Origin of the sequence: Bacillus sp. FJAT-52991 (assembly GCF_037201805.1) — a bacterium.
GTDB classification, from domain to species: Bacteria; Bacillota; Bacilli; order Bacillales; family Domibacillaceae; genus Bacillus_CE; species Bacillus_CE kandeliae.
On sequence record NZ_CP147404.1, the window covers coordinates 1,081,642 to 1,104,065 of the forward strand.

21 protein-coding genes and 2 riboswitches are annotated in these 22,424 nt (G+C 39.4%); of the genes, 15 read left to right on the forward strand and 6 right to left on the reverse strand.

All coding sequences use genetic code 11. The features are described from left to right. Positions 1-22: 22 nt before the first annotated feature. The 3 genes from WDJ61_RS05660 to WDJ61_RS05670 are packed head-to-tail and all read right to left on the reverse strand — an operon-like array spanning position 23 to position 3,800. Positions 23-1,189, reverse strand: a complete 1,167-nt coding sequence (locus tag WDJ61_RS05660) for a Ger(x)C family spore germination protein (RefSeq protein ID WP_338753717.1) — start codon at positions 1,187-1,189, stop codon at positions 23-25. Further along, complete coding sequence (locus tag WDJ61_RS05665; RefSeq protein ID WP_338753719.1) at positions 1,186-2,703, reverse strand: spore germination protein; 1,518 nt, start codon at positions 2,701-2,703, stop codon at positions 1,186-1,188. Before WDJ61_RS05665 ends, WDJ61_RS05660 begins: the two co-directional genes overlap by 4 nt. Beyond that, on the reverse strand, positions 2,700-3,800 hold the full coding sequence (locus WDJ61_RS05670) for an endospore germination permease (protein WP_338753720.1): 1,101 nt from the start codon (positions 3,798-3,800) through the stop codon (positions 2,700-2,702). Before WDJ61_RS05670 ends, WDJ61_RS05665 begins: the two co-directional genes overlap by 4 nt. Positions 3,801-4,040: 240 nt before the next feature. Here WDJ61_RS05670 and WDJ61_RS05675 point away from each other — a divergent pair, with 240 nt between their 5' ends. From WDJ61_RS05675 to thiW, 3 genes are all read left to right on the forward strand, one after another. After that, positions 4,041-5,495 carry an aldehyde dehydrogenase family protein gene (locus WDJ61_RS05675; RefSeq protein ID WP_338753721.1) on the forward strand — a complete coding sequence of 485 codons (1,455 nt, stop codon included), beginning with the start codon at positions 4,041-4,043 and terminating at the stop codon, positions 5,493-5,495. 80 nt (positions 5,496-5,575) lie between these two features. Then, on the forward strand, positions 5,576-6,436 hold the full coding sequence (locus WDJ61_RS05680) for a superoxide dismutase (RefSeq protein ID WP_413789063.1): 861 nt from the start codon (positions 5,576-5,578) through the stop codon (positions 6,434-6,436). A 52-nt stretch (positions 6,437-6,488) separates the two neighbouring features. After that, positions 6,489-6,596: riboswitch (TPP riboswitch) on the forward strand. A 72-nt stretch (positions 6,597-6,668) separates the two neighbouring features. Further along, the gene (gene thiW / locus WDJ61_RS05685) at positions 6,669-7,160 is read left to right on the forward strand and encodes an energy coupling factor transporter S component ThiW (RefSeq protein ID WP_338753723.1); all 492 of its coding nucleotides are present in this window, start codon (positions 6,669-6,671) and stop codon (positions 7,158-7,160) included. A 2-nt stretch (positions 7,161-7,162) separates the two neighbouring features. On the opposite strand, the gene WDJ61_RS05690 is transcribed toward thiW, so the two are convergent. Then, on the reverse strand, positions 7,163-7,528 hold the full coding sequence (locus WDJ61_RS05690) for a hypothetical protein (protein ID WP_338753724.1): 366 nt from the start codon (positions 7,526-7,528) through the stop codon (positions 7,163-7,165). 139 nt (positions 7,529-7,667) lie between these two features. Continuing rightward, positions 7,668-7,771: riboswitch (TPP riboswitch) on the forward strand. Between the two features lie 91 nt (positions 7,772-7,862). Between WDJ61_RS05690 and WDJ61_RS05695 the strand changes: the two genes are divergently transcribed. The 11 genes from WDJ61_RS05695 (at position 7,863) to WDJ61_RS05745 (ending at position 19,021) form a co-directional block, all read left to right on the forward strand. Further along, on the forward strand, positions 7,863-9,137 hold the full coding sequence (locus WDJ61_RS05695) for an acetylornithine deacetylase (RefSeq protein WP_338753726.1): 1,275 nt from the start codon (positions 7,863-7,865) through the stop codon (positions 9,135-9,137). Positions 9,138-9,182: 45 nt separating this feature from the next. Next, entirely contained in the window at positions 9,183-9,857 is a 675-nt protein-coding gene (gene tenA, locus WDJ61_RS05700) for a thiaminase II (protein ID WP_338753728.1), read from the forward strand. Further along, positions 9,850-10,611, forward strand: a complete 762-nt coding sequence (locus WDJ61_RS05705) for an ABC transporter ATP-binding protein (protein ID WP_338753730.1) — start codon at positions 9,850-9,852, stop codon at positions 10,609-10,611. Before tenA ends, WDJ61_RS05705 begins: the two co-directional genes overlap by 8 nt. Continuing rightward, positions 10,608-11,360, forward strand: coding sequence for an ABC transporter permease (locus WDJ61_RS05710; protein ID WP_338753732.1), 753 nt, complete (start codon positions 10,608-10,610; stop codon positions 11,358-11,360). Before WDJ61_RS05705 ends, WDJ61_RS05710 begins: the two co-directional genes overlap by 4 nt. Beyond that, positions 11,357-12,373 (forward strand): ABC transporter substrate-binding protein, encoded by a 1,017-nt coding sequence (locus tag WDJ61_RS05715; protein WP_338753734.1) that lies wholly within the window; start codon positions 11,357-11,359, stop codon positions 12,371-12,373. The genes WDJ61_RS05710 and WDJ61_RS05715 overlap by 4 nt, the downstream gene beginning before the upstream one ends. A gap of 42 nt (positions 12,374-12,415) precedes the next feature. Next, positions 12,416-13,216, forward strand: a complete 801-nt coding sequence (thiM, locus tag WDJ61_RS05720; protein WP_338753736.1) for a hydroxyethylthiazole kinase — start codon at positions 12,416-12,418, stop codon at positions 13,214-13,216. A gap of 28 nt (positions 13,217-13,244) precedes the next feature. Continuing rightward, complete coding sequence (thiD, locus tag WDJ61_RS05725) at positions 13,245-14,066, forward strand: bifunctional hydroxymethylpyrimidine kinase/phosphomethylpyrimidine kinase (protein WP_338753738.1); 822 nt, start codon at positions 13,245-13,247, stop codon at positions 14,064-14,066. A gap of 1 nt (position 14,067) precedes the next feature. Continuing rightward, positions 14,068-14,715 carry a thiamine phosphate synthase gene (gene thiE / locus WDJ61_RS05730; protein WP_338753739.1) on the forward strand — a complete coding sequence of 216 codons (648 nt, stop codon included), beginning with the start codon at positions 14,068-14,070 and terminating at the stop codon, positions 14,713-14,715. Positions 14,716-15,090: 375 nt separating this feature from the next. Further along, positions 15,091-16,911 carry a PAS domain S-box protein gene (locus WDJ61_RS05735; RefSeq protein ID WP_338753740.1) on the forward strand — a complete coding sequence of 607 codons (1,821 nt, stop codon included), beginning with the start codon at positions 15,091-15,093 and terminating at the stop codon, positions 16,909-16,911. Positions 16,912-17,063: 152 nt separating this feature from the next. Then, the gene (locus WDJ61_RS05740) at positions 17,064-17,828 is read left to right on the forward strand and encodes a yteA family sporulation protein (protein ID WP_338753742.1); all 765 of its coding nucleotides are present in this window, start codon (positions 17,064-17,066) and stop codon (positions 17,826-17,828) included. Positions 17,829-18,124: 296 nt separating this feature from the next. Next, entirely contained in the window at positions 18,125-19,021 is an 897-nt protein-coding gene (locus WDJ61_RS05745) for a diacylglycerol kinase family protein (protein WP_338753744.1), read from the forward strand. Between the two features lie 52 nt (positions 19,022-19,073). On the opposite strand, the gene WDJ61_RS05750 is transcribed toward WDJ61_RS05745, so the two are convergent. Together WDJ61_RS05750 and WDJ61_RS05755 are read right to left on the reverse strand one after the other, a co-directional pair. Continuing rightward, positions 19,074-20,642, reverse strand: coding sequence for a cation acetate symporter (locus WDJ61_RS05750; protein WP_338753746.1), 1,569 nt, complete (start codon positions 20,640-20,642; stop codon positions 19,074-19,076). Next, entirely contained in the window at positions 20,639-20,998 is a 360-nt protein-coding gene (locus WDJ61_RS05755; RefSeq protein WP_338753747.1) for a hypothetical protein, read from the reverse strand. The genes WDJ61_RS05750 and WDJ61_RS05755 overlap by 4 nt, the downstream gene beginning before the upstream one ends. A gap of 133 nt (positions 20,999-21,131) precedes the next feature. Between WDJ61_RS05755 and WDJ61_RS05760 the strand changes: the two genes are divergently transcribed. Beyond that, positions 21,132-22,376 (forward strand): AraC family transcriptional regulator, encoded by a 1,245-nt coding sequence (locus tag WDJ61_RS05760; protein WP_338753749.1) that lies wholly within the window; start codon positions 21,132-21,134, stop codon positions 22,374-22,376. Positions 22,377-22,424 lie beyond the last annotated feature (48 nt).

A 22,424-nucleotide genomic window follows, 5' to 3' on the forward strand; every position in this document is an offset into this window, starting at 1 on the left:
GAACGGTGAAGAGGATTACCTTTTAAAGTGTCGGTCGTTTTCTTTGTCTTTCTCCACGGGTCATCTTCACTTTCACATTCACAGATAATTCATTTAATGTGTCACTAGTTAATGGGATTTTTCCGTTTTTCTCTATTTTTTTCCATGTGTGTACGTCTTTTCGATACAAGGCTTCAGAGAGTCGGAAAAGGTCGGTATCCATTTTTAACCCCTGATTAAATGTCTGCACTATTTCGTCTTTAAAGACTTTTTCGGCAGATTGTTCTATTTTTTTGAGATTTTTTTTTGAAGTGATTTCTCTTAATAAGACGGTAGCATCTATTGAAAGAGCAAAACTAACATCCGTTCCTTTCACAATTGGCTTTTTTTTAATTTTCACTTTTTCAACTAATAAACTAATATCAGAATACTCTCCTGTTAAGCTAATTTCATTCCTTTTTAAATCCTCATTCACCCATTGTAAGCCTGGCACTTTTTTATAAGACATAATCCCTTTTAGTGTTTTTCTTGTTATCGATGCGATTCCATCTATTTGAACGGCTGGATTCTTCCCTTCATCTGATTTCCATGTATCCTTAGCTAGTTTCACAAAAGGGATGACTGCTTCATGAGGAGGTTCATTTAATGAAATAAATAATTCTCTCATATCAATAGGTTTAATCAATGAACGCTGTTTATATGAGGATTCCGGATCACTGAGTTTGGCAAAGACCGTTGACGATTTTGATGGAGGGAGCGTTGTCATAATATCAAATAACGGCTCTTTTGTAACAAAAAGCCATGAACCGTATCTAGTTTCTCGGTATCGATCAAATAAATCCATCAGCGCTTTAAGAGCGTCATTTTCTAAAGCTTTATCAGTAAAAATAAAAAAGTTTATGTGTCCCCAAAATAATCGGCGTTGGGAAGATCGATAAATGTCAAAGATCGCTTCATTCACTGTTTTACCTGTACCGCGGCCAACGACGACTTTTGCTTCTGATACACCGCCTGTTGACTCGGATTTGGCGAGTAAGCCAGGATTAATGATTTGTAAATAAACGACGAATTCATCTTTCTTATAATCCACTCCTACTCCTTGAATATAAAGCATTTGTTCCGGTTCATTGGCATCCCAACAACCGGCCAGTAGAAGGGGCGTCATGAGAAAGGCAGTGTATAGTAGTATTTGTTTGACATAATTCTTCATGACGAACCTCCTCCTTTTGTTTTGTCCTGAAGGTTCATTGCGCTAATTCGCTTATTATCTAGTTGAGCTGGTAATTTTAAGAGTGTTTTTAATGTGTTCTTAAAACTCATCTCGCTGGCTACATGTAAGTAAGGCACACCGAATGAATGAATATTAGCGACACATGTTCCTATTAAAAAAATAGATACAAAAAAACCGAATAAACCGAATAAGGCAACAAGAGTAATGACAAAAAAGCGTATTAAAGATACAGTACCAACTAATGTTTGATTGACTAGGGTAAAGGTAGCGATCGTTGATGCGGCGATCACTACCAGCATAGCAGGACTTGTCAATCCAGCTCGAATAGCGGCATCCCCAATAATTAACCCGCCAATTACACTTAATGTTTGTCCAACGGATAGCGGAAGCCTCATTCCAGCTTCTCGAAATACTTCAAATAAAATAAGCATTAACAAAGCCTCCATCGCCGTCGGAAAAGGCACGCCTCTTCTTGATTCAATGACGGTTGCTAACAAAGTGAGTGGGACTTGATTTTGATGAAAGGAAGTCAACGCTACCCAAAAGCCTGGAAGAAAAGCGGCGACAGCAATACCAACCACTCTTATTAAGCGTTCGGAAGCATTATAGACATAATTAGTTTCACTATCTTCTGCTGTCTTTAATAAGGAGAATAAATTAACTGGCATAATAGAAGCATACGAGACGCCATCAATTAAAAGAATAAATCGACCACTGAGCAATGATTGCACAGCAAAGTCTGGGCGGCCGGTATACGCATGACGAGGAAACAGAAAATAAGGGCTATCATTTATCAGTTCCTCAAGTTGTGTTCCACTATATACACCGTCCACATCAATGGCTGTAATTTTTGTTTTAATTTCATCAAGAACTTGTTGATCAATGATATCGTCCATATAAAGAAGAGCGACTTTCGTTTTTGAACGTTTGCCTATTTCCAATGTTTCACTTCTTAGAGACGTTGTTCGTAACCTTTTTCTAATTAATGCATGATTGACGATTATATCTTCAATAAAGTTATCACGCGGGCCTTTGACGGTTATTTCCATGGTAGACTCTTCTGTATCCCGTTGAGGTCTATCAGATATATCGACTGAATAAATGACTGCTCCAGAGTGAAAGATGAGCAATAGCTTACCTGAAAAAATATCCATTTCTGCTTTTTCATTGTTGGTAACAACTTGTAAAGTAGGTAGCTTTAGTGATTGCATCCAATCTTCGGTAAACTCACTTGGTGGGTTCTTTAAAAATTCCTCTAGCTTTCTCGGAACCGTTTTATAGAGCATATCGGTGCTAACAAGTCCACTACAATAGATGAGGGTGACTCGTTCTTCATCAAACTGCAAGTGAGAAAAGACCACATCAGAACACTGTTTAAATGTTTCTCTTAAAGTTTGCTCATTAATAGCTGGTTTTGACTTCTCTTTTTTCTGTTCTTTAGTGATGGCAGCTAATTTTTTGGCCTTCTTAAAGGAAATCTGTTTAAACTTCATTGAATGCTCCTCCGTTTTTGTATTGTTTGAAAGATAGCAATGACACCTATTAAAACTGAAAAGCTAAAGAAAAGCCAAAAAGTAGCTGGTAACAAGTACAATCTTAAATAATCATTAAATTGAAAATCAGTAATTGGAGCAAGTACAATTCCGCCAACTACAAACAAACAGAAAAATAAAATACGATTTTTTTTCTCTGACTTCGCTGGTAACATCTCTTTTATTAAAAAAAAGAATAAACTAATTCGAATAAACGAGCCAGAAAGCCATTGATAAACGGATAAAAAGTCTACATGTTCGAAAAAACTCCCAATCGATACGAGGCCCCATTGTTCAAAAGGAGGAAATCGTTGTAATGTTGCCTCTGTTGGACCAAATTCCACAATAGCACCGATGAGAGGTCCCGTTGTTAATGCTGTTAAAATCAGTACGATCGCAGCGAAATGCCGAAATGTTAGCGATTTATTTACTCTATGTTGTAATAACAGAAAGATAAAGATCTCTACGAGTCCAGAAGCTTGATAAATCATTCCCTCAAACACAGGCCGAAAACCATGCTCTAGAACAGGAAATAGCAAGGAGTGATCTTTAAACTTGAAATTGGCGATCGAGACAAAAAAGCCGAAAATGACAATAAAAAACAAAAGAAAGACATTCACCCTATTAAGCGTTTGTAATTTGGCTTTGGCTAAAAACCAACAAGTAAATAAGAAGAGAATAGTCAATACAATGGGGGGAGTTTCTGGCATATAACCGACAGTTGTCCAAGTAATCGTCTCTCTTAATGAGATTCCGCACATTAAAAGTAAATAAGCAATGAGAACAAAGATGATTAATTTTGTCGCTTTATCACCTATGACCTCAGAAAGCCAGACGATTAATGGTTTTTTATTCGTTTGTTTAAGAATAAAAAGCAATAACGGAACCCAGAGAAGTGTTATGAGCATTGTAAATAATACACTCATCCAAGCATCTCGCCCTGAAACAGATATCAATGGAGAAATAACTAATACATGATTTTTTAATCCAATTGCTGTCATAGCTAACAATATTAATTGCAACGGAGAAATTGTATTTGGGTTATAAATGGCAACCACCTACAAAATGTTTGATAAGGATAGTTTTGACCAGGAAGGATGGAATATGTATCAAAAAAATATCCGAAATATATTCAGAATTAAAGTAATTTTTTAATAAAAATATAAAATTTGTATTTTCAAAAAACAAAATATGTTAAACTGAAATAGATTCATTTTGCACAATAATTACATATGGAAAGAGCGGCTGAAAAAGTCCCTCTTTCATTTTTTACATTTAATAGGGGAAAGGTGATTGGAATGATTACAGAAAATTTAGAAGTTAAGACAAAAAACTATATTGCCGGGGAATGGCAGGAGCTTCAAGGAGAGGGCGTGTCCGTCTATAATCCATCTAATACTTCTGAGAAAGTAGGAGATATGTACTTTTCAACGGAAGAGCAGGCGTTTGAAGCTGTAGCCGCCGCTCGCGAAGCATTGCCTACTTGGAAGAAGAAATCAGGAAGTGAAAAATCGGCTGTTTTATATAAGATGGCTGAAGTGCTTGAAAAATCGGCTGAAAAAGTAGCTTCATTGGCTAGCCGTGAAATGGGAAAACCAATCGGGGAAATGCGTGGAGAAGTGATGCGTGCTGTCAACTTACTTCGTTTCTATGCAGCGGAAGGCATTCGTCCAGATGGTCAACTCATCCCTTCTAGTGAACAAAATGTCGTTCAGTATTCAAGAAGAGTTCCGCTTGGAGTTGTAGCAATTATTACTCCATGGAATTTCCCAGTGGCGATTCCGATTTGGAAAATTGCTCCTGCTCTGATTTGTGGCAACACGGTTGTGTGGAAGCCAGCAGAACAGGGTGTGCTAACCGCCACGTTGTTAATGGAAGTGTTTGAAGAAGCGAATTTGCCAAAAGGTGTATTAAACTTAGTGATCGGTAAAGGGCGAGTTGTTGGTAATGTGTTACTTGAAAAAGCTGAAATTGATGCGGTTAGCTTTACTGGCTCCACAGCTACAGGTCAGCGTGTAGCAGCTGCATGTGCACAGCGTAACATTAAGTATCAAACAGAAATGGGCGGAAAAAATGCGGCTATCGTTTTAAAGGATGCTGACTTAGAGAAATCTGTTCCAGTTATTTTAGGCGGTGCTTTCCGTTCAGCTGGACAAAAATGTACAGCAACTAGTCGAATGATTGTTGAAAAAGCCATTTACCCAGAGTTTGTCGCGGCGATTCAAAAAGCATTAAATGAAGTCGTTGTAAGTGAAGCGAGCGAGAACCCATATTTAGGTCCTGTTGCTTCTAAAAGCCAATATGAGACGGTTTCTGAATATGTAGAACTCGCTCGTAAAGAAGCGAATGTCATTGGGGAAGGTCCACTGAAAACGGATAAGCAAGGCTACTTTATTCAGCCAATGGTTGTAGATGGCATAACAGCGGAGCATCGTCTATTCCAAGAAGAAATTTTTGGTCCAGTTGCCGCGGTCGTACAAGTGGAAGACTTTGAAGAAGCGATTGATGTATGTAACGACTCATTATATGGATTAAGTGCCGCTATTTTTACAAATGATATGAACAAGGCGATGCGTTTTCTTGATGAGGTAGATGCTGGAATGGTTCGTGTTAACCAAGAAACGTCCGGTGTGGAATATCAAGCTCCATTCGGTGGAATGAAGTGGTCTAGCTCATACACAAGAGAACAAGGACAAGCTGCATTGGATTTCTATTCTCAAGTGAAAACTTGTGCGATTAAGTATCAATTATAAGCAAGCAAAACTCCAGATTTTTTAGTCTGGAGTTTTTTAGGTTCACCTTTGCGAATGAACGTGAAAGCCTTTTTAGACATATGATAAAAGTGCCTAGAAAGGGGGGACTTCATTTGACAAACTATCAGCAATTTATAAAAGAAGCGAAACAATGGTGTGAACAGGGAGAAGGAGAGATTGAGCCAGAACGATTAACGGAATGGACAGAACAGCTAGACGAATTAGAGACAGTGATCGATCAACAGTTATTACAAAAGAAAATGGAGGCTTTATACAGGGAATGGGATGAATGGTATCAAAGTTTGAACGGTGAAAGAAATAGTATGAGTCGTGTTCCAATAGGAGGTCATAAACTTCCTCCACTGCCTTATCGATATGATGCTTTAGAGCCCTATATTGATGAAGCGACGATGAGGCTTCATCATGATATCCATCACCAAGGCTATGTCGATGGATTGAATAAGGCAGAAAAGGAAATGGAGAAGGCGAGAAAAAAGAATGATTACGCATTAATCAAGCATTGGGAGAGAGAAGCGGCTTTCAATGGAGCAGGTCATTATTTACATTCGATTTTTTGGAAAGTGATGTGCCCAAAAGGCGGTGGCCAACCTACGGGTGAGTTAGAGCGAGAAATCACTCGTTCCTTTGGAGGGTTCTCGCCCTTTAAACAGCATTTCTCAGCAGCTGCTGAAAAGGTGGAGGGCTCTGGATGGGCAATCCTTGTTTGGGCACCACAAGCGAAGCGACTCGAAATACTGCAAGCGGAGAAACATCAAAATTTGAGTCAATGGGATGTTGTCCCCTTACTCGTTCTTGATGTGTGGGAGCATGCTTACTATTTAAAATATCAGTCGAAGCGGAAGGAGTACATTCAAAATTGGTGGAATGTCGTTTGTTGGGATGAGGTAGCTAAGCGTTTACAACGTGCGAAGACAATTTGAAAAAATAAGACGTGTATATTTTTATCTTTTATTTTATAATGGAGAAAAATATTAGAACTGCTAGAGGTGCCTGATAATGGCTGAGAGAAAAACAGACGTTTTTCAACTCTTTGAACCTGATCTGGATGATGCCAGCGTAGGGAAGTAGTATATGAATGTTGACTTCATGAACTATTGCCGGATCCAGGTTTCATTGGATTCGGCTTTTTGATGTTAGAAAGGGGTGGTTTTGGTGAGTCGCGTCAACAAATTAACTTATATGGCTGTATTGGTCGCTATCGCTACTTATGCTTCTGCTCTTATTTGGTTTCCAGCTGGAGTCGCGAAAGCCTATCCTGTTCAGCATGCGATTAATGTGATAGCCGCAGTGTTACTTGGGCCGATTCCCGCAGTGGTGATCGCTTTTGTTACGAGCCTGCTTAGAAATTTACTAGGAACAGGCTCATTGCTTGCTTTTCCTGGAAGTATGATAGGTGCTTTTCTTGCAGGTTATCTTTATCAAAAAACGAATCGAATGTGGACAGCTTCTCTTGGTGAAGTGATTGGAACGGGTGTGATCGCTCCTTTGTTTGCAGTCCCTTATGCCAAAGTATTTATGGGAACGACGGTCGGTGCCTTTTTCTTCTTGCCATCTTTTCTTGTGAGTAGTTTATCTGGGGCAGTCATTGGCCTTATTTTAGTAAAGCGTCTTGTGAAATTAAAGGTGTGGAAACTGAAATTTTAACACTATTGCCAGCGGAGTGCAATGGTAAGATGACAGCAATTGTTGCCCCCTGCTTTTGACCTTAATTCGACATGAATACTGTCAGGATTGAAAGATATATCTGTTTTCGATGTAATTCCTGCCGATTTTATTAATCGCTCTACTTCCTTTTGCTTGGCTTGTTGGGCAGCATTCATGACTTGATAAGCAAAACTAGGAGAATCAGACAGTTTATTTAACAGCAAGTTTGTTTCCTTTAACAGATTTTTCATTGATTGAGCCGATTGCTTAAACAAGGTGACATCGATTTGTGGATAAACTCTTTGATGGATAGCTGGATAGTAAAGATAATCAGGATAAAAGTAACCAGTCGGATAGGAAGGATACATCGCTCATTATTCCTCCTAATTGTTAATTTTCTATAATATACGAGCGAGATGAAGATAAGTGACGAGTGACGCAACACTCGAAATCTATTGAAGATTCTATTTTATTGTGGTAAAACTAAGACAAGTTCAATTAAATAAGATTCACCACTAGGGGTGCTGTTTTAAGCTGAGAGAGGCTATTAGCCTTAACCCTTATAACCTGAACTAGGTAATACTAGCGGAGGGAAGAGGTGTTGTAATAATGAGTGAGACTGCCACTTGGCAGGGGACTATGCGTTTTTTACAGCCACTTCTTTTCTAAGAAGTGGCTTTTTTGTATTCGGAGGTGAAAGACATGGAAGAAAATGTAGCGTTTCTTATGAAGCAAGTGGAGGATCGACAGGATGAATTAATCGCTCTGCTAAAAAGATTAATTACTTATCAAACTCCGGCACCGCCGGCGAGAAACACGAAAGAAGCTCAACATTATATCGCAAATCTGTTAAAAGACTTAGGTTTTTCAGTTGATGTGTGGGATATATATCCTAATGATCCGAATGTTGTCGGTACATTAAAGGGGAGAGACGGAGAGAATTACAAAAGCTTAATTATTAATGGTCATATCGATGTGGCTGAAGTAGATGATGATGAAGTTTGGGAGATAGGCCCATTTGATCCTATTGTGAAGGATGGAGCTATTATTGGTCGAGGGGCCGCTGATATGAAAGGCGGGTTGGCAGGAGCTTTATTTGCGGTTCAATTGCTTCATGAAGCAGGTATTCATCTTCCTGGCGATTTAATTTTCCAATCGGTTATTGGTGAGGAAGTTGGAGAAGCGGGTACGTTAGAATGCTGTAAACGCGGGTATAAAGCGGATTTCGCTGTTGTGGTAGATACGAGTGATTTGCATATTCAAGGTCAAGGTGGAGTGATCACTGGCTGGATCACACTGAAAAGTAAACAAACGTACCATGATGCGACAAGAAGAAATATGATTCATGCAGGTGGTCGTTTACATGCGGCCAGTACGATTGAAAAAATGATGAAAATTATTGAAGGATTACAGGAACTAGAACGTCATTGGGCAGTGATGAAAAGCTACCCGGGATTCCTGCCGGGGACGAATACGATTAATCCTGCTGTGATCGAAGGTGGTCGTCATGCAGCTTTTGTTGCGGATGAATGCCGTTTATGGATTACTGTTCATTACTACCCGAATGAAACCTACGAGCAAGTTGCTCAAGAAGTAGAAGAACATATTAGAAAAGTAGCAGAAGGTGACTTATGGCTGCGAAACAATCCCCCGATGTTTGAGTGGGGAGGATCATCAATGATTGAAGATCGAGGAGAAATTTTCCCTTCTTTTGAGGTCGATCCTGATCATCCAGCTGTCCATACACTGATGCAATCACATGAAAGTATTTTCACTCAATCACCAGTTTTGGATGTATCACCAACTGTCACAGACGGTGGTTGGCTTGCTAATGCTGGGATTCCAACGGCTCTCTATGGCCCTGGAGATTTAGAAAATGCTCACTCAGTCAATGAGCAGTTATCGATTGATCAGCTGATTCAATTCACAAAGGTAATGATTCACTTTATTTATCAGTGGGGACATACAAAAAGATAGATAGACGATTGTACATAAAATGAACGATTCAAGGAGTGGAGAATAATGAAATTTAGTGAAAGATTACATCAAAAATTACAGCCGATTTGGAGACAAAATCATAGTCATCCTTTTGTGAAAGGAATGGGCGATGGAACGTTAGATCAAGAGAAGTTTCGTTTTTACATGGTTCAAGATTATTTGTATTTAATTGATTATGCGAAAGTGTTTGCTTTAGGAGCAGTGAAAGCGAATGACTTGGAGACAATGGGGAAATTTGCTACTTTATTAGATTCGACGTTAAATATGGAAATGTCGCTTCATCGCCAATATGCGGCTCGATTTGGTATCTCAGAAGAGGAGTTAGAGCAGGCACAGCCTTCACCGATTACGCTTGCTTATAATCATTATATGCTGTCGGTTAGTCAAAGCGGAGGCTTACCGGAACTATTAGCTTCTTTATTACCTTGTGCATGGAGCTATTGGGAAATTGGCAAAGAGTTAAATGAAATTCCAGGAGCAAGTGAGCACGAGTTTTATGGTAACTGGATTCAAATGTATAGCTCGGAGGAATTTGGTCAGTTAGCGATGTGGTGTATTGACCTTCTTGATCAACATACGGAAGGAAAAACAGAAGCAGAACTGGATAAATTAGAAGAGATTTTCTTAAATACGACTCGTTTTGAATATATGTTCTGGGATATGGCCTACAAGGAAGAGATGTGGCCAGGGAATGAATAAACCTGTATTAACGTTTCAAGATGTGACCTTTTCTTATGATCAAAAGGGAGCAATTCTTGATGGCTTCAATGTACAAGTGTTCGATCGGGAGTTCATTAGCATTGTCGGTGCGAGCGGTTCAGGAAAAAGTACGCTGTTCCGATTAATTACTGGCTTAGAACAACCCGATAGCGGAAAAATTTTGATTAATGACATAGAACATACAAATCGGCTCGGGCAAGTGGGCTATATGCCGCAACAAGATTTATTAATGCCGTGGAGAACCATTGTAGAAAACGCGGCACTGCCACTTGAAATTAAAGGGATGAGTAAAGGGGAATCTCAAGATCAAGTGCTTCCTCTTCTTGAGGAATTTGGCTTAAAGGGTGTGGAAAATTGTTACCCAGGTGAGCTTTCAGGAGGGATGAGGCAACGAGTCTCTTTTTTACGAGCCGTACTAAGTGGTTCGAATGTCCTTTTGTTAGATGAGCCTTTTAGTGCACTTGATGCCATTACTAGGTTGTCGATGCAAGAGTGGCTTCTTACTCAATGGGAAAAACGAAAAACGACCGTCCTTTTTATCACCCATGATGTTAATGAGGCATTATTTTTATCTGATCGTATTTTTATTTTCACTGAAACGCCCGTACAGCAATTAGAAGAGGTAAAGGTTAACTTGCCAAGACCAAGAAACTTACGTGATTTAAATGACCCGATGATTCTTGATGTAAAAGATCAATTAATTGAGCAGCTGCGCAAGAAGGTGACAACATGAAATATAGCAAGGAATGGATGCCTGCTGCGTTAGTAATATTAGCTTTTTTATTGATTTGGGAAGTCGTTGCTAGGTCGATGAATATGGTATTTATTTTGCCTCCACCAACCGGCATTATTGCTAAGCTGTGGGAACTGAAAATCCCACTTTTCACCGAGCATTTACCGGCTACTTTGTTAATTATTGTCATGGGGCTTTCGATTTCTATTGTGTTTGGTGTTGGAATGGCTGTTTGGATGAATGTAAGTAAGATAGCCGAAAGAGCTTTTTATCCGATCATTATCTCTTCACAAATGATCCCGGTCATTGCACTTGCCCCAATTTTTATCTTGTGGTTTGGGTATACGATTTGGAGTAAGGTCGTTGTGACGGTGTTAATTACCTTTTTCCCAATCACTGTGAGCACGTTTGATGGCTTGCGTTCAAGCAGTAAGGAATTGAAAGAGCTGCTGTTAACGATGGGGGCGGGAAAAAAAGAGATTTTCTTTAAACTAAGCGTTCCTTCCGCTTTGCCTTATTTTTATTCTGGATTAAAAGTGGCTGTTACATTAAGTGTTATTGGGGCGGCAATTGGAGAATGGTTAGGTGCTCAAGCAGGGCTTGGTTACTTCAGCCGTCGGATGATGACTCAGTTTGACGGAGCAGCAGTATTTGCACCTATCGTTTTATTATCAGCCGTTGGTATCGTGATGTTTACGATCGTGAAAATGTTAGAAAGAAGATCTTTAAAATGGAGGAAAACGGAATGAAAAAATGGTTATTGGTGGCTGTTAGTATTGTTTTCGCAGCGATGCTTACGGCGTGCGGGTCAAAAGAGAAAGAAGAGAAGACAACTTCAAATGAAGAGAAAAAGGAACTGAAGGATGTAAGTATTATGCTTGATTGGTATCCAAATGCGGTACATAGCTTTTTATATGTAGCACAAGAGAAGGGCTATTTTGAAGAGGAAGGAATTAATCTAGATATTCAATTTCCTGCTAATCCAACAGATCCTATTACTTTAGCAGCTGCTGGTAAAGTTACACTTGGCATTTCTTATCAGCCGGATGTTGTGATGGCTCGTACAGATCAAAATGTAGCAGTTAAATCTGTCGGTGCCATTGTTCGTTCGCCATTAAATCGAGTGATGTTCCCGAAAGATAGCGATATTCAAACACCGAAAGATCTAGAAGGAAAAACCATTGGATTTTCAGGTATTCCTTTAAATGAAGCGATTATTGATACGATGGTGCAGCATGACAAAGGAGATCCAGAAAAAGTGAAGATGGTGGATGTCGGCTTTGAATTGAATGCAGCTGTTGTCAGTAAGAAAGCGGATGCAGTAGTTGGTGCTTATATTAATCATGAAGTACCGTTATTGAAGCACGAAGGATTTGATACTCGTAACTTTGATCCGTCAAAATATGGAGTCCCTAATTTTTATGAGTTGGTTGTTGTAACAAGTGATCAAACATGGAATGAGCAACAAGATGTCATTAAGGCATTTTGGCGTGCAGCTGAGAAAGGCTTCGAGTTTACCGAGCAAAATCCGGATGAAGCACTTCAAATATTATTAAGTAAACAAGATGAAGCCAACTTCCCACTTATAGAAGAAGTCGAAAAGCAAAGTCTTGATATTCTGTTGCCAAAGATGAAATCTGAAAATGGCTTTGGTTATCAGGAAAAAGAATCTTGGGAAGAAACAAGCAAGTGGATGAAAGAAGCTGGATTGATTAAGAAAGATCCTAACGTAGATGAGCTGTTTGTAAATATCGCTGAGTAATTTAACGCATTCAATCAATAGCGCGGGAAGGATGTTAACAGGATGGACAAAGCTAGCATTGGAAAGACATTAACAACATTGCGTGAGCAACAACCACTTATACACAACATTACAAATGTCGTTGTGACGAATTTTACCGCAAATGGATTATTGGCACTAGGCGCCTCTCCTGTGATGGCTTATGCCAAAGAAGAAGTAGCTGATATGGCGAGGATCTCAAGTGCGCTAGTCCTTAATATCGGTACATTGGATAAGGAAAAAGTGGAGGCGATGATCATCGCTGGGAAAGCAGCCAATGAAGCAGAGGTTCCTGTTATTTTTGACCCAGTAGGTGCTGGAGCGACCATTTATCGAACAGAAGCGGCTCGTAAAATTGTTCGTGAAGTAAAAATATCAGTCATTCGAGGAAATGCCGCTGAAATTGCTCATGTGACAGGACATAAATGGGAGATTAAAGGTGTCGATGCGAAAGAAGGGCAAGGGGATACCGTTCAACTAGCGCAAGAGGCGGCGAAAAGTCTAGGGATATCGGTTGTAATTACAGGTAAGGTGGATGTGGTCACCGATGGACAAACGACCTATCTAGTTCATAATGGAGATGCGATGTTAACAAAAGTGACAGGTGCGGGCTGTTTATTAACTTCTGTGATCGGAGCATTTGCCGCAGTAGAAAAAGATGTACTGTCTGCGGCGTTGTCAGCCGTTGTCACTTACGGAGTAGCAGCTGAAAAAGCGATTCAAGTGAGTGGAGAAAAAGGGCCAGGAAGTTTTCAAATCGAGCTTTTGAACAGCCTGTCAAAGGTAACAGAAGAACAGATTCAATCATCAGCATTGTTCGAATAAAGATTATGATTATTTGAGGTGAACAAACATGACAGTATGTAAAGCATTAACAATTGCAGGATCAGATAGCGGCGGCGGAGCGGGGATACAAGCAGACTTAAAAACCTTTCAAGAGCTTAATGTATATGGAATGTCTGCTTTAACCGCCGTAACTGCTCAAAATACACTTGGGGTTCATGGCGTGTATCCATTATCGGTTGAAGCCGTCGAAAAGCAGATCGAAGCTATTGGCGAAGACATGGGGACTGATGCACTAAAAACCGGGATGTTATTCAGTAGCGAAATTATTCGGGCGGTTGCTAAGCAAATTGAAAAGTATCGTTGGGAAAAAGTTGTCGTTGATCCGGTCATGATTGCAAAAGGTGGAGCTTCTTTATTGCAGGAAGAGGCTATTCAAGCGATGAAAGAAGTGTTGTTGCCGCTAGCGATGGTCATTACACCTAACATACCTGAAGCTGAAGTGCTTGCAGACATGAATATTCGCAACCTTGAAGACCGCAAAATAGCCGCCGAAAAATTATATCATGCCGGCGTGAAGAATGTTGTCATAAAAGGTGGACACGTGAATGATGGAGATGAATTAATCAATCTTTTATTTGACGGAAATGACTTTACTTATGTCAAAAGCTCGCGGATTTCCACGAAAAATACACATGGAACGGGCTGCACATTTGCGGCGGTAATGACGGCTGAAATAGCAAAGGGTCAAACGGTGCAACAAGCGGTAGAAACAGCTTCCGCATTCGTTCATGCAGCAATTGAACAGGACTTGCATATCGGCAACGGACATGGGCCGACGAATCACTGGGCCTTTAAACAGGGCCCGTTACACGAAAAGGAGCATCAGTAAAATGGATCGCTTAAGACAACAGTTGAAAGTGTATTTAATTATGGGGACTGCTAACAGTATTTTTCCCCTTCAACAAACATTGGAGGAGGCTATTAAAGGTGGCGTAACGATGTTCCAATTTCGTGAAAAAGGCGCTGATGCTTTAATAGGAGAGAAAAAGCTTCAATTAGCGAAGGAGCTACAAGCCATTTGTCAAGAACACCACATTCCGTTTATTGTGAATGATGATATCGATTTAGCTATCCAACTAAATGCAGACGGTGTTCATATCGGGCAGGATGATGAAAATGTAGCTGTCGTTCGTGAGAAGTTGCCAAATAAAATCATTGGCGTATCTACTCATACCATCGAAGAAGTGGAAGCTGCAATCGCAGATGGAGCAGACTATTTAGGGATAGGTCCGGTGTTCCCTACTAAAACGAAAGCTGATGCTAAGGAAGTTCAAGGGACAAAATTGATTGAAGATATTCGTGTAAAAGGATTCACTATTCCCATTGTAGGCATTGGTGGAATTACTGATGAAAACGCAAGTGCGGTTGTTCGTGCAGGAGCGGACGGTGTGTCGGTTATTACGGCGATTAGCCACCACCAGTCTCCCGCAATGGTAGCTAAACAATTATCGAGGTCGGTGGAAAAAGGATTAAAATAGGTTAATGCTGTTTACAAAATTTTTTACCAATCATATGTTATTGTATATGATTGGTAGGTGGTAAATAAAATGACAAGTCGTCCCAAAAAGAAAAAATCAGGTTGTGGCTGCGGGCAAAAGAGGAAAGTAGATAAAACTTATTCATCGGTTCATCCAATAGAAACGAACCAAAAAAAGAAATAGTATTATTTAGCTCTCGTAAAGGCTGTTCCAAAGTGTCGAGTACTCTTGGGACAGCCTTTTGTCAAGAGAGGACAGAGCGGAACGGAATTCTTTGTTGGAAAATATTGATGGGGAAACAAGTATGATTTTGTCGGAAAATTTTTAGTGAAATCCCTGGCTATTTCTTACATAATAAATAAGGGGGGATGGTTTGTGAACAAATTAAGTATGAATACGAAAGAAATTGAGCTAACAGCGAAATGGTTCACTACGGTAACCAATGATTTGTTACTTTTATTAAATCAAGAAGGACAAATTGAATACATAAACCCTTCCTTTGAGAGGGCGGTCCAATATTCTTTATCCGAAATTAAGAATAAGAGTTACTTAACGCTTGTTCATGACCAAGATCGAGAACACACACTTGAACATATGGAACTATTAAAAAAAGATCAGTTTATACCATTCATTAACCGACATAAAAGGAAGGATGGTACATATTATCGTTTACATTGGGTTATGGCGGCCATTTCCGAAAGCGGTTACACCCAAGCTGTAGCTCGTCCAATTGAGTATAGTAACAACGATGGAAAAGCGATTTCCGCTCGTACATGGTATAACTCCTTTTATGATTATTCAGGGGAAGCAGCTCATATGTTTGATCTTGAAGGCCGAGTCATCGCTGTCAACACAGCCTTTGAAAAATTATTTGGATGGACAGCAGAAGAGATGGTTGGTGAGATATTACAAATTATTCCGCCAGATAGACAATATGAATTTGATCAAGCGAAAGAACAGGTCCTAAACGGTAGCCGGATAGTTAATTTTCAAACATTTCGAATGAAGAAAGACGGAACTGTTTTCCCTGTTTCTGTGACTTATTCTAAAATTTGTGATGATGAAGGCAAAATTGTCGCTCTTTCCGCAATCGTAAAAGATTTAACAGAGCTGGTCAACACGCAAAAAATCCTTGAACAGCAAAGCGAATTTATGATCGAGCAAGAGAAATTACTTCATAATATTTCGGATAATATTAATGAAATTGTTGGTCTGTATGATATTCAAATGGGCAAATATTTGTATATCAGTCCTTCTTATGAAAGAGTATGGGGATCTGATTTACAAGAGCTATACAAGGATTCAAATGCCATATTTGATACGATTTATGCAGAGGATATTCATAAAGCTCGAGTTTTTTTTCAAACTCCTTGTGACTCGGCTAAAGAATTAGAATATCGCATAGTGACTAACAGTGGAGAAGTAAAGTGGATGCGTACAAAAATGACACCAGTAAAGGATAACGATGGAACGGTTATTCGACATCTCAGTATTTCTCAAGACATATCAACATTAAAAGAAACCGAGCAATTAATAAAGAAATCCGATAAACTCGGTGTTGTTGGCCAGCTTGCTGCTGGAATTGCTCATGAAATAAGGAATCCATTAACAGCTGTCAAAGGCTTTCTGCAATTATTAAATCAAGAAACGAAAACGAAGTATGCTGATATTATTCTTACTGAACTTGAACGAATTGAATTTATAATGAATGAGTTTTTAATGCTAGCTAAGCCTCATGAAGAAATGAAAATGGAAGAAAAAAGTGTCACGGATGTGTTAAAAGAAGTGATTACCTTTATGAGCCCTGAAGCGATCTTAAACCAAGTGGAAATCATTACAGAATTTACAGATAAGCCATTGATGGTGATTTGTGAGGAAAAGCAATTAAAGCAAGTATTTATTAATTTAATCAAAAATGCCATAGAGGCGATATCTTCAGGTGGACAGATTGTTGTTCGAACGATGATAAAGTCAAATGGATTTATTTGTATAGAGGTAGAGGACAATGGAGTTGGTATTTCCAAAGAGAGAGTGGAACGGCTAGGTGAACCTTTTTATTCTAGTAAGGAAAAGGGGACAGGTCTAGGATTGATGGTTAGCTTTAAAATCATTGAAAATCACAATGGAACCGTTGAAATTTCTAGTGAAGAAGGTCATGGAACAACGGTCAAAATATTGTTGCCGATTGTGAAATAAAAACAGGCTAAACGATCAATGTTTAGCCTGTTTTTATTGTTTCAAGAATGAGCGATTCATGTCGGTGAAACCCTGTGAAAGTTTTAGTATGAGTATGTTATTTTTACTCATACTAAAAATGTTTCGGAATTTTGTGTAAAGGAGTGACCAAGTTGTTGACAGCTGAAAAATTATCCGCTTTTCAGTCACAGTTAATGATAGAGAAGCAAGAACTTGAGCATCGACTTCAAGATCATGGTCATTTTGGTCTAGAAAGAAGCCATCCTCATGATTCAATGGGTGAGCTGTCAAGTTATGATAATCACCCTGGGGATGAAGGGACGGAGCTATATGAAAGAGAAAAAGACTTAGCATTAAATGAACATGAGCAATATGAGCTAGCCAATATCAATCGAGCGTTACAGGCGATTGAAGAAGGCACGTATGGAACGTGTATCGTGTGCGGTCAAGACATTCCGATGGCAAGACTTGAAGCATTGCCATCTACCGTTTATTGTATCGAGCATACACCTGATCGAACCATTTCTCGTCATCGACCAGTTGAAGAAGAAGTATTAACCCCGCCTTTTGGACAATTTGAATATGATGATCATCCAAATGAATCTGTTGTTTACGATGCAGAAGATGCATGGCAAGAGGTAGCAAATTGGGGGACGTCTGAATCTCCATCCGACTTTGTCAATTCTCCTGCTGATTATGATCATATGTATATTGAATCGGACGAAAATATCGGATATGTAGAAGAGTATGAAAACTTTGTTGGAGTAGACATGGAAGGGAAAAATCTGACCATTTATCCAAATAAACAACATGAACGGTATGAAGAAGAGCTAGATGAAGAAGGGATCATGACTTCATTTGGGGATTTGCCTCCATATGAGCGTGAGCCTTACACAGAAAGAAAAAGAGATCAGTAAGGGCTATCAAACCTTTGAGATTTATTCGCACGAACATTTTATCAAGCGACCACTCAAATCATGATATGATGGGATAAAGTGAAACTTCAATCAGTGGGGGTGTTCTTCATTCCTCACTGATTGAAAGAAGAACAAAGGCTAAAGTCGCAACGTCCTGTTGCAACGCCTTTGTAACCTGCATCGTACAGGCCCGAACGGATCGGGCGTTTACGGGCAAGTTGATCCCTCTGCCATTTTAAGGGGGGCATACTGCTCGTTAATGCGGGATAAATAAGTCATGGCAGGGGTCGGTTCGTGTGTATGTAGTGCTTGTCAATCCAAAAGCAGGAAACCATCAGGGAGTAAAGCAGTGGGAGAAATTAGAGCAAATATTTCAGAACGAAAATATAGCTTATTCAGCTTTTGTGACAGAGTCTGAACAAGAGACGCGTGAGGTTGTCTGGGAATTTAAAGAAAAGAATACCGTGACAGCTTTTATTGTGATCGGCGGAGATGGAACTGTCCATACAGCTATTCAGGACTTGGCAGGAAGTGATATTCCGATGGCAGTATTGCCAACAGGGTCTGGTAATGATTTAGCCAGAGCCTTAAGGTTAACAAAAAGTCCAAAAAGGCTAGCTGAAGCCCTTCTGAAACAGGAGGTAAGAGAGCTTGATGTGCTTCATGTGAATGGGAATTTTTGTTTAACAATTGCAGCAGCTGGTATGGATGCAGAAATTACTCATCATGCAGCTCGTTCTTTTTATAAGCGGTGGTTCAACTTTTTGCGGATAGGCTCGCTTACTTATGTGATCAGTGCTTTATTCGTCATCCCTAAATTTAAGCCCTGTCATGTAGAAATTAAAATCGATGATGATAAATATCTCGCTGAAAAAGTATGGATGGTTGCCTGTGGAAACACTCAAAGCTATGGCGGTGGAATGAAGGTTTGTCCGCTCGCTCACCCTATAGATGGGATTATTGACCTTGTATTTTTGCATACAGTAAGTAGAGGAACGATTATAAGTAGACTGTTACCTAAAGTGTATTCAGGCAAGCATATAAATAAGGATGGAGTCACTTATTTGAAAGGAAGAGATATTCAAATCTCAAGTGATCGTCCATTGAAGGTGATTGCAGACGGAGAAATAATAGGGGAAACACCTGTATCTATTCGAATAAAGCCGGGTGCCATTAAACTAATTGTTACATAAATAAAAACTGGAGCGGCAAATGCTACTCCAGTTTCTGTTTGAAGAAAATTAATTAGGCAACTTCACTTTGCTTCGAGTGAACTTTTTTCATGAATAAGTTGACATCCTTTGGTACTTGGCGGTCTAGTTTAGACACGATATAAACAGTTAAGAAGCCGATTGGTACAGTGACGATGCCTGGTACTTTAAACTGTAGAGCTGGTGGAAGAGCAGAAGCAAAGAAGATCATAAACATGGAAACAGCAAGTCCGACAAGAAGACCAGCAATTGCTCCTTTTTCCGTCATCCCTCTCCACCAAATCCCGAATAGGAAAATCGGTGTAAATGTACTTGCAGCAACCGTAAATGCTAGAGCAACTAAGTGACCGATAGAGGCTTCTTTTACTAACAAGCCTAGGGCACCATATAACACACCAAGAATGACAATTGAAACTTTTCCAGCCATTACGCGCTGCTTTTGTGTTAATTCCTTTTTAGAGAAAGAAGCATATAAATCGTGAGCAAGAGCTCCTGAGCTGGCAATAAATAAACCAGAAAGATTCGAGAAGATCGCGGCAAAGGCACCGGCAATAACGAGTCCAAGCAACCATTTTCCACCTAAGGCTTCAGCGATAGATGGCACCACCATATTGTCTCCACCTGTAATTAAGTTCTTCATTACCTCAGGACTTACATTTCCTTCGATAAATAAAGCTCTTCCTACAACCCCAAGGTAGACAGCGAATAAGAAGAAAACACTAGCAATACCAATTGCCATTAATGCAGATTTACGTGCGGCTTTGGCGCTTGGATTTGTGTAGAAGCGCAATAAAATATGAGGTAGACCAATGGTTCCTAAAGATAAACCAATGACTAATGACAAGGTGTGTAAGAAATTAGGTGTGAGTACTCCTGAAGTAGACCAAGCTTGCCCATCCACTGCCACATTTTTACCGTCTTGCGTGAATTGAGCTGTATTAGCAATCGTACCGCTAAATTCGGTGATGGCTTCTAGTATTTTTTGGTAATGAAGACCACCATAAATGGCTGCACCTACCATGATCACGAAGGATCCTAGGCGAATCCATAGTTCTAGCGCCTGGTTAAGGGTCGTTCCCTTCATGCCACCGATTCCGACATAAAGAATCATGACAGAACAAGTAAAAATAATACCAAATTCATAGGAAGTGCCGAAAAACATGCTTAAGATTTGAGCGGCACCAAGCAACTGTGGAGCAGCATAGAAGCCAGAGATCGAAAGGACGACGAGCACGGCTACTAAACGAGCTCGTTTACTGTGGAAGCGATAGGCAACGAAATCAGCCACTGTATAAGCGCCAAATCTTCTCAACGGACCAGCAACGAATATTGCAAGAAGCGTTAATCCAATTGAAAAGCTAAACGTATAGAAAGCCCCATCATAACCGATGGAAAAGGTTAAACCAGCTAGTCCTAGGAACGTTGCGGCGCTTAAGTAGTCGCCAGCGATGGCGGAACCATTTGTAAACCAACCGAATGACCGGCCACCAACGAAGAAATCACTGGCGCTAGAACTCTTTTTCGACAAGTACGTAATATAAATAATTGTACCCATCAAGATAAAAGTAAATAAATATTTAGGCTCTAGTAATGTTTGCATCATGCAGTATTTCCTCCTTTTACTCGATTCTCGTTGATCGATTGATCATATTGTGCCAATCGTTTTTCATAACGCTTCGTATGAATGTAGGCGATCAAGAATGCCATTCCCATGCCGATAATCGTCGTTAAGAACCAAGTGACGGACATTCCTCCCCAAAACTGGAAGAAAGCAAAGTCTTTAAAAAACCAATTAATCACTGGGATGAAAAAGATAAACGCGTAATAGAAAGAAGAAAGTCCTATACCTGTTTGAAGCTCTGATTTCATAATCGCATTCGTGTCGGAATCTAGTGGTGGTAATTGAGCTGCATCAATTGTTCCGTGTGATCGATCTGTCATTTCATATTCTTTTTCCACATATATCTCCTCCTTTTTTCAAATTATATATAAAAATTGAGTAAAACCCCTTACAAAATAGTGTCTGAATATTATAAAAAATTGCTTGTTTTGGTCATTTGAGCACGTTACTATTAGATAAAGGGGGTAGGGGATGAAGTATAAGATATGTCTTTCTCATGTGAATCTAGCCACTTATTCTTTGTTGAAAGAATGGCTAGAAGAAAAGTTTAAAGATCGTCTTTCTGTGATCGATCGAGCTTATTCAGATGAGCCTATTCATATAAAAATTGTTCAAGTTAGTCAGTTACATGATTGGGTTAAAGTGAATCGATTAAAGAAGCATTACGATTGCTATTACATATTGTTGCTTGATGAAGAATGGGTGAACACTTCTCCATTAGCCATTCGCTTACAAATTCAATCTTTATTATTAAATCCAGTCAAAAAATCGGCTTTTTTTCGAAGTATTAACGAAGCAATTAAGGTGCTAGACCAACAAAAAATTGCTTTGATTCAAGTAAAGGGGAAGAAAATTATCTCCGTACATAAAACAAAGATGAAGCTTAATGAATCAATGGAACATTATATGCTAAGAAGGTTGCTGCATGAGGATGTTCATTCAGAAAGTGAAATGATGGAGTCATTATCGTTGTTTAATGAAAATGAATTTCCTAATACGGTCTGTTATGTACAAGGATTTATTCATCTTGACAGTCATCCTATTAATGAAAATCAGGCAGTTCAGCTCATTTGCTCAAATTTTAAACAGGAATTTCAAGGAATTGTTCCTCGGGTATATTTCCTTCCTTTCCGAAGGTCTTTGATTATTTTATTTCGTCAAACAGATAATATTTGTTGTGTGAAGGATTGGAAAGAAGGGCGTGCAACCTTTGAAAAAATTGTTGAACGTCTTTTAAAGGAGTATAGAATTCAAATATATATTGGTGTCGGTTCGCTTTATAATGATCCATTGCTGCTTCATCATTCTTTTAAAGAATCTAAAGTTGCAAGAGCGCTTCCACCGTATCATGAAGTTTCCTTGCGATATTTTGAGGAAATTTCAAAAGATCCCGATATCAAGAAAAGTACAGAGTATATTGAAGATCATTTCTCAGAAGAAATGACGGCAAAAGATGTAGCAAGCCATGTTAATTTAAGTTATTCTCATTTCATTCGATTGTTTAAGAAGGAAACAGGGAGTACATTTTCGGAATATATTACGTTTGTTCGTCTGAGGAAATCGGTTTGGATGCTAAGGTATACAGATAAAACGATAGAAGAAGTATCGGATGAAGTAGGCTTTAATACACCAAACTATTTCAGCTCGACCTTTAAAAAAGTCATCGGAATAACTCCGAGAGAATTCCGATTGACGAAGGAGATTATTTTTGTGTAAGAGAAAAGCTGATTCAAAATCATGAATCAGCTTTTTTCACGTCTTACT

Coding starts and splice junctions, on each gene's coding strand:
- WDJ61_RS05660 (WP_338753717.1), bottom strand. CDS start 1,189: ATGAAGAATTATGTCAAACAAATACTACTATACACTGCCTTTCTCATG.
- WDJ61_RS05665 (WP_338753719.1), bottom strand. CDS start 2,703: ATGAAGTTTAAACAGATTTCCTTTAAGAAGGCCAAAAAATTAGCTGCC.
- WDJ61_RS05675 (WP_338753721.1), top strand. CDS start 4,041: ATGATTACAGAAAATTTAGAAGTTAAGACAAAAAACTATATTGCCGGG.
- WDJ61_RS05680 (WP_413789063.1), top strand. CDS start 5,576: ATGATAAAAGTGCCTAGAAAGGGGGGACTTCATTTGACAAACTATCAG.
- WDJ61_RS05690 (WP_338753724.1), bottom strand. CDS start 7,528: ATGTATCCTTCCTATCCGACTGGTTACTTTTATCCTGATTATCTTTAC.
- WDJ61_RS05695 (WP_338753726.1), top strand. CDS start 7,863: ATGGAAGAAAATGTAGCGTTTCTTATGAAGCAAGTGGAGGATCGACAG.
- tenA (WP_338753728.1), top strand. CDS start 9,183: ATGAAATTTAGTGAAAGATTACATCAAAAATTACAGCCGATTTGGAGA.
- WDJ61_RS05705 (WP_338753730.1), top strand. CDS start 9,850: ATGAATAAACCTGTATTAACGTTTCAAGATGTGACCTTTTCTTATGAT.
- WDJ61_RS05710 (WP_338753732.1), top strand. CDS start 10,608: ATGAAATATAGCAAGGAATGGATGCCTGCTGCGTTAGTAATATTAGCT.
- WDJ61_RS05715 (WP_338753734.1), top strand. CDS start 11,357: ATGAAAAAATGGTTATTGGTGGCTGTTAGTATTGTTTTCGCAGCGATG.
- thiM (WP_338753736.1), top strand. CDS start 12,416: ATGGACAAAGCTAGCATTGGAAAGACATTAACAACATTGCGTGAGCAA.
- thiD (WP_338753738.1), top strand. CDS start 13,245: ATGACAGTATGTAAAGCATTAACAATTGCAGGATCAGATAGCGGCGGC.
- thiE (WP_338753739.1), top strand. CDS start 14,068: ATGGATCGCTTAAGACAACAGTTGAAAGTGTATTTAATTATGGGGACT.
- WDJ61_RS05750 (WP_338753746.1), bottom strand. CDS start 20,642: ATGATGCAAACATTACTAGAGCCTAAATATTTATTTACTTTTATCTTG.
- WDJ61_RS05760 (WP_338753749.1), top strand. CDS start 21,132: ATGAAGTATAAGATATGTCTTTCTCATGTGAATCTAGCCACTTATTCT.